This window comes from Paraburkholderia sp. SIMBA_027 (assembly GCF_046535315.1).
In the GTDB taxonomy this organism is placed as follows: domain Bacteria; phylum Pseudomonadota; class Gammaproteobacteria; order Burkholderiales; family Burkholderiaceae; genus Paraburkholderia; species Paraburkholderia tropica.
Genome location: NZ_JAWRWY010001245.1, coordinates 1 through 249, shown reverse-complemented (window position 1 = coordinate 249; position 249 = coordinate 1). Strand labels below are relative to the sequence as shown.

1 protein-coding gene is annotated in these 249 nt (G+C 40.2%); it reads left to right on the top strand.

Annotated features, from left to right (window positions below):
* Positions 1-249: hypothetical protein (locus tag SB764_RS43130; RefSeq protein WP_410867185.1), on the top strand; the 249-nt coding region annotated here is incomplete at both ends.

The window sequence follows — 249 nt, the reverse complement described above, 5'->3', positions numbered from 1 at the left end:
ATTTCAGTAACTCCCCGGATGGAGGAAGCTACTATAAATTTCCCTATCATTTGCCTAATGATATGGATTGGGCAAGAGGGTTGAATCTGAAAACAACAAGCTATGATGCTGCCGGAAAAACAGTGGAAACCCTTGAAAATAAGTATAACTTTTCAGGAGAGGAATTTCATCCCTACAGATATTATAGAATGTTTGATGGTAATATCACATCAAACGCCCCTCCTACAGAGTTGATTTCGCTACCTCCGG